The organism is Umezawaea sp. (genome assembly GCF_036375055.1).
Lineage (GTDB): Bacteria > Actinomycetota > Actinomycetes > Mycobacteriales > Pseudonocardiaceae > Umezawaea.
Genome location: NZ_DASUSQ010000037.1, coordinates 86263 through 92262 on the forward strand (window position 1 = coordinate 86263; position 6000 = coordinate 92262).

The 6000-nt window shown below is 71.3% G+C and carries 5 protein-coding genes; all 5 read left to right on the forward strand.

Annotated features, from left to right (window positions below; genetic code table 11):
• The first annotated feature begins 194 nt into the window (after positions 1-194).
• The 5 genes from VFZ92_RS11340 to VFZ92_RS11360 all read left to right on the forward strand — a co-directional run bounded on the left by VFZ92_RS11340 (position 195) and on the right by VFZ92_RS11360 (position 5608).
• A complete protein-coding gene (locus VFZ92_RS11340; protein ID WP_330875805.1) occupies positions 195-965 on the forward strand; it encodes an alpha/beta fold hydrolase in 771 nt (256 codons plus the stop codon).
• On the forward strand, positions 962-2215 hold the full coding sequence (gene mshA / locus VFZ92_RS11345; RefSeq protein ID WP_330875806.1) for a D-inositol-3-phosphate glycosyltransferase: 1254 nt from the start codon (positions 962-964) through the stop codon (positions 2213-2215). The genes VFZ92_RS11340 and mshA overlap by 4 nt, the downstream gene beginning before the upstream one ends.
• Positions 2212-2691: a YbjN domain-containing protein gene (locus tag VFZ92_RS11350; protein ID WP_330875807.1), complete on the forward strand. Its 480-nt coding sequence runs from the start codon at positions 2212-2214 to the stop codon at positions 2689-2691. Before mshA ends, VFZ92_RS11350 begins: the two co-directional genes overlap by 4 nt.
• A gap of 80 nt (positions 2692-2771) precedes the next feature.
• Entirely contained in the window at positions 2772-3632 is an 861-nt protein-coding gene (locus tag VFZ92_RS11355) for a DUF4349 domain-containing protein (protein WP_330875808.1), read from the forward strand.
• 398 nt (positions 3633-4030) lie between these two features.
• On the forward strand, positions 4031-5608 hold the full coding sequence (locus VFZ92_RS11360; RefSeq protein ID WP_330875809.1) for a 4-coumarate--CoA ligase family protein: 1578 nt from the start codon (positions 4031-4033) through the stop codon (positions 5606-5608).
• The last annotated feature ends 392 nt before the right edge of the window (positions 5609-6000 follow it).

Consider the following 6000-nt stretch of genomic DNA (forward strand, 5'->3'; position numbering starts at 1 on the left):
GGAAGTGCTGCTCGGATCGGGCCGGGGGCCGGTGCGCCCGGTTGCGGTGCGGGCGGGTTCGGGCCGGGGGCCGGTGTGGCGCGGTCGTGGTGGGGCGTGGTTTTCCCGCCCCCTCGTCCACTTGGCGGGACGGGGTAGTGGTTCTTCCGCGGGGCGGTGGGAAGTGTTCGACCGGATCCGGTGTTGGTCCAGTCGTGCAGAGAACTCTCCTCGCCCCCGGTGGTGTTCGGCTGGCCGTCCACGAAGCGGGTCCGGTCGACGGTCCGGCTGTGGTGCTGGTGCACGGGTGGGCCCAGTCCGGCGCTGCCTGGGCCGGGCTCGACGGCTTTCGGACCTTCGCCGTCGACCTGCGTGGGCACGGCGGGTCCGACGCGCCCGTCGACGGGTACCGCGAGTCGGCCGTGTGGGCTGAGGACCTGGCCGCCGTGTTGGCGCACGTCGGGCGGCCCGCGACGGTGGTCGGGTGGTCGTACGGGGGGTTGGTGGTCGTCGACTACCTGCGGGCCCACGGCACCGCCGGTGTTGTCGGGCTGGTCTTCGTGGGGGCGATCACCGAGATCGGGCGTGGGCGGGCCGGTGGTGCCGTCGGGGCGGTGATGCGGGACGCGTTGCCCGCCGCGCTGACCGATGACGAGGCGTTGGCCCGGTTCTGCGCGCGGATGGCGCCGCGCTTGCCGTCCGAGGTCGTCGGTGAGCTCACGGCGGCGGCCCTGGGGGTTTCCCCGAGGGTGCGGGGCGAGTTGTTCGCCAGGGACGTGGAGAGCGGTGCCGTGCTGGCCGCGGTGGACGTGCCCGCCGTGGTGGTGCACGGCCTCGACGACGAGGTGGTCTCGCCCTCGGCCGCCCGGTACACCGCCGCGACGATCCCCGGAGCCGAGTTGGTGCTGCTGCCCGACACCGGTCACCTGCCGTTCCTGGAGCGGCCCTTCGAGTTCGCCGCCGCTGTGGGGAAGGTGGCTCGGTGAAGCGGGTCGCGGTGCTCTCCGTGCACACGTCGCCGCTGGAGCAGCCCGGCACCGGGGACGCGGGCGGGATGAACGTCTACATCGTGCAGACCGCCACCCGGATGGCCGCGCAGGGCGTCGAGGTGGAGATCTTCACCAGGGCGACGTCGTCCGGGTTGGCGCCGGTCGTGCAGATGGCGCCGGGCATCAAGGTGCGGCACGTCGTCGCCGGGCCGTTCGAAGGGCTCGGCAAGGAGGAGCTGCCCGGTCAGCTCTGCGCGTTCACGGCGGGCGTGCTGCGGGCCGAGGCCCGGCACGAGCCCGGCTACTACGACGCCATCCACTCGCACTACTGGCTGTCCGGCCAGGTCGGCTGGCTCGCCCGCGAACGGTGGGGCGTGCCGCTGGTGCACACCGCGCACACGCTGGCCAAGGTGAAGAACGCCGCGCTGGCCGACGGCGACGCACCCGAGCCGCGGATGCGGGTGATCGGCGAGGAGCAGGTGGTCGAGGAGGCCGACCGGCTCGTCGCGAACACCGACGTCGAGGCCGCCGAGCTGGTGAAGCTGTACGACGCGGCACCCGAGAAGGTGCTGACGATCCCGCCCGGTGTCGATCTGGAGCGGTTCACGCCCGGCGACCGGGGGGCCGCCCGCGCCGCACTGGGGCTGCGGCCGGACCAGGTGGTGCTGGCGTTCGTCGGGCGCATCCAGCCGTTGAAGGCCCCGGACGTGCTGCTGCGCGCGGCGGCCGAGCTGCTCGTGCGCGATCCGGCGCTGCGGTCCCGGCTGGTGGTGCTCGTGGTCGGCGGTCCGTCCGGGAGCGGGCTGGAGCAGCCGAGGGCTCTCCAGTCGCTCGCCGGGGAACTGGGGATCGACGACGTGGTGCGGTTCCTCCCGCCGCTCGCGGGGGACGGGCTGGCCGAGCTGTACCGGGCGGCGGACGTGGTCGCGGTGCCGAGCTACAACGAGTCGTTCGGGCTGGTCGCGCTGGAGGCGCAGGCGTGCGGGACGCCCGTCGTCGCGGCGGCCGTCGGCGGTCTGCCGGTGGCCGTGCGGCACGGCGTGTCCGGGTGCCTGGTCAACGGCCACGACCCCGCGGAGTGGGCTCGGGTGCTCGGTCACGTGGCCCTCGACCCCGGCCGTCGCGCGGAGCTGGCGGGCAACGCGGTCGGCCACGCGCGACGATTCTCCTGGGAACGCACGACCGACACGCTGTTGGCCGCGTACTCCGATGCGCGCAACGCGTTCCAGCGGGAGGTCCACCGGTGATCGACGAGGTCATCCAGTCCACCTTGGACGAACGGGAACTCGCCTACGAGCACGAGGAGCCCGGCAAGTTCTTCGTGACCCTGCCGGGCACCAAGAAGCTCCAGACCAACTGCTGGCTCGTCGTCGGCCGCCACGCCGTGCTGGTGGAGGCGTTCGTCTGCCGCAAGCCCGACGAGGCGCACGAGGCCGTGTACCGGTTCCTGCTGCGCCGCAACGCCAAGCTCTACGGCGTGCACTACACCGTCGACACCGGGGGCGACATCTACCTGGTCGGCCGGATGGGCCTGCACGCCGTGACGCCGGACGAGCTGGACCGCGTGCTCGGCCAGGTCGTGGAGGCCGCGGACGGCGACTTCAACACGCTGCTGGAGATCGGGTTCGCGGGCGCGATCCAGCGCGAGTGGGACTGGCGCGTCTCGCGCGGCGAGTCGCTGGCGAACCTCCAGGCCTTCCGGCACCTGGTGAACGAGGCCTGATCGTGATCCGGCGGGCGCAACTGCCCGCCGGGCTCCCTCCGTCTACTCCCTGACCACGGGGCTACGGGAGGGGACGCACGATGAGCAGACGGGTACTGGCAGTGGCGGCACTGGCCTTGGTGGCGCTGGCGGGGTGCTCCGCGGGGAGTTCCGACTCGGGCGGGTCCGCCGAGATGGCGGCGGCTCCCGCGCAGGGCCAGGCGCCCGCGAAGGACAGCGCGGGCACCGCGAACGCCGAGGCGAAGCAGCCGGACTCCACCGCGCCGAACCGGCAGCTGGTGCGGACCGCGCAGGTCGAACTCCGCGGCGACGACGTGAGCGGGGCACTGGTCAAGGTCAAGGACCTCGTCGCGCGCGAGGGCGGGTTCGTCGGTCAGGAGAACTCCACGACGAGTTCGGGCTCGGTGACCCTGCGCGTGCCGGTGGACCGGATGGACGCCGTGCTCAAGGGCCTCGGTGAGGTCGAGGGCACGACCGTCGCGCGGCGCGAGACGAAGTCCGAGGACGTGACCGACCAGGTCGTGGACGTCGAGGCCAGGCTCGCGACCCAGCGGGCCAGCGTGGACCGCGTCCGGGTGCTGCTGGAGCGGGCCGCGACGACCGCCGAGATCGTCGACATCGAGGGGGAGCTGACCAAGAGGCAGTCCGACCTGGAGTCGCTCCAACGGCGGTACGACTCGCTCAAGGGCCAGGTGGCCCAGTCGACGATCACCGTGTCGATCCGCCAGGGGGCCGCGCCCGCCGTCGCCGAGGAGAAGCTGGGCTTCCTCGGCGCGTTGGAATCGGGCTGGCACGCGCTGCTGGAGGCACTGCGGGTGCTGCTCGTGGTGATCGGTGCCGCGCTGCCGTTCGCGATCGTCGTGGTGCCCGTCGGAGTGCTCTGGGTGCTCCGCCGACGGCGCCGCACGGTGAAGATCACACCAGCGACGTCATCCAATTGAGTCACGTTTTCTGAGGGAAAAGCTACTCAGAGCAATGCGCGGGGGAAGCGCGGGGCGGTCCGGGAGAGAGGGGGAGTCACAACTCGGACCACCCCGCGTTGATTCCCCGCTGAAGCGGACATCGGGCGGGGGGAGCCCGGAAGTCCAGCGGGCCGCGGTTCGACGGGGGGATTGCGAACCGCGAGGTTCCCCGCGCGGCTCGTGGAGTGCGTGGGAGCCGAGCCGCGCAGGCACTGCCAACTTCGCAGATCGGGCGGGCGCACCACAAGGTCAACGACTACTCCATTCGAGTGTTATTGATCTGAGAACGTAACGTCTCGGTACACCTTGACCTCGGCTGTGGTGTGACTCACGATGACGCGATCAGCGCCGACCGCCGATCGAATGAGGCAAGCCGCATGGTCTTCCGCAGTCCGTTCCCCGACGTCGTGGTACCGGACGTCTCCTTGCACGAGTTGCTGTTCGCGAACGTCGCGGAGCACTCCGAACGGGTGGCGCTCATCGATGGCACGTCCGGCGCCGAGATGACCTACGCGCAGCTCGTCGGCGCGATCGACAGGGTCGCCGCCGCGCTCGCCGAGAGGGGGATCGGCAAGGGCGACGTGGTGGGCATCCTCAGCCCGAACACGCCGTACTACGCGGTCGTCTTCCACGGCATCCTGCGCGCGGGCGCCACCGCGACGACGATCAACGCGCTCTACACCCCCAGCGAGGTCGCCAGCCAGCTGGCCGACGCGGGCGCCAAGATGCTCTTCACGGTCTCCGTGCTGCTGCCCAACGCGTGGCCCGCGGCCCAGCAGGTCGGCCTCACCGCCGACCAGGTGGTCGTGCTCGACGGCGCCGAGGGCCACCCGGCCCTGCCGCACCTGCTGGCGAGCACCGGTCCCGTGCCGGAGGTCGTGATCGACCCGGCCGAGGACCTCGCCGTCCTGCCGTACTCCTCGGGCACCACCGGCAAGGCCAAGGGCGTGATGCTCACGCACCGCAACCTGGTCGCCAACATCGTGCAGAGCGACCCGATCATCAGGATCGGCGGCCACACCCGCATCCTCGCCGTGCTGCCGTTCTTCCACATCTACGGCATGCAGGTCCTGATGAACAACGGCCTCTTCGTCGGCGCCACCGTCGTCACCATGCCCAGGTTCGACCTGCCCGAGTTCCTGCGCATCATCGCCGAGCACCGCACCGACCGCGTCTACATCGCCCCACCGGTCGCCGTGGCCCTCGCCAAGCACCCCCTGGTGGACCAGTTCGACCTGTCCGCCCTCGACACCATCTTCTCCGGCGCAGCCCCCCTCGACGTCGACCTCGCCGCCGCGGTCCGCAAGCGCCTGGGCTGCAAGGTCCTCCAGGGCTACGGGATGACCGAGATGAGCCCGGTCAGCCACGCCATCCCCGAGGGTCGCGACGACATCTCCGTGGGCACCGTCGGCGTCATCTACCCGAACATGGAGAACCGCTTCGTCGACCCCGCCACCGGCGAGGACGTGGGCGTGGGCGAACGCGGCGAACTCTGGTGCCGCGGCCCGAACGTGATGAAGGGCTACCTGAACAACCCGGAGGCCACCGAGGCCACCCTGGACGCGGACGGCTACCTGCACACGGGCGACGTGGCGGTCATCGACGCGGACGGCATCGTGACCATCGTCGACAGGGTCAAGGAGCTGATCAAGTACAAGGGCTACCAGGTCCCGCCCGCTGAACTGGAAGCCGTGCTGCTGACCCACCCGCAGATCGCCGACGCCGCGGTGGTCGGCGTCATCGACGCCGAGGGCGAGGAGGTGCCGAAGGCCTTCGTCGTCCGCCAGGCGGGCGCGGACGACCTCGACGACGCGGGCGTGATGAGCTTCGTCGCGGAACGCGTGGCGCCGCACAAGAAGGTGCGGGTCGTGGAGTTCATCGAGGCGATCCCGAAGTCGGCGGCGGGCAAGATCCTCCGCAAGGACCTCCGGGCGCGCGAGAAGGCTGGTTCCTGACCTGATTCAGTCCTGACGAGGCCCCCGGTGCGCGTCGCCGGGGGCCTCTTCGCTGTGCGCGGTGGTCGCCGGACCTGACCGGTCATCGTGCTCTTCGGCGGCGGTGGCGCGGGGCAAGATCGTGGGTGCCTGTCCGTGACCCGTGAAGCGGTCGCGGCTGCCCAGACCTGCTCATCTGGCTGCTGGCCAGGTGTTCGGAGTCGTCGAAGTGGTCCCGAAGGAGCCTTGCCGGTTTCAGGGCGTGCCCTCGCCGGGCGGCAGGTCTCCGAGATGGTGGGGATGCGTCGACGCCTTGCGTACCAGCGGGTGCCGGGTCCTCGCACCATCTCGTCGACCTCCACGAGGGCAACCACACGCGTCAAGGGGGCAGTCCCAGCGCACGGTCGCGTGTG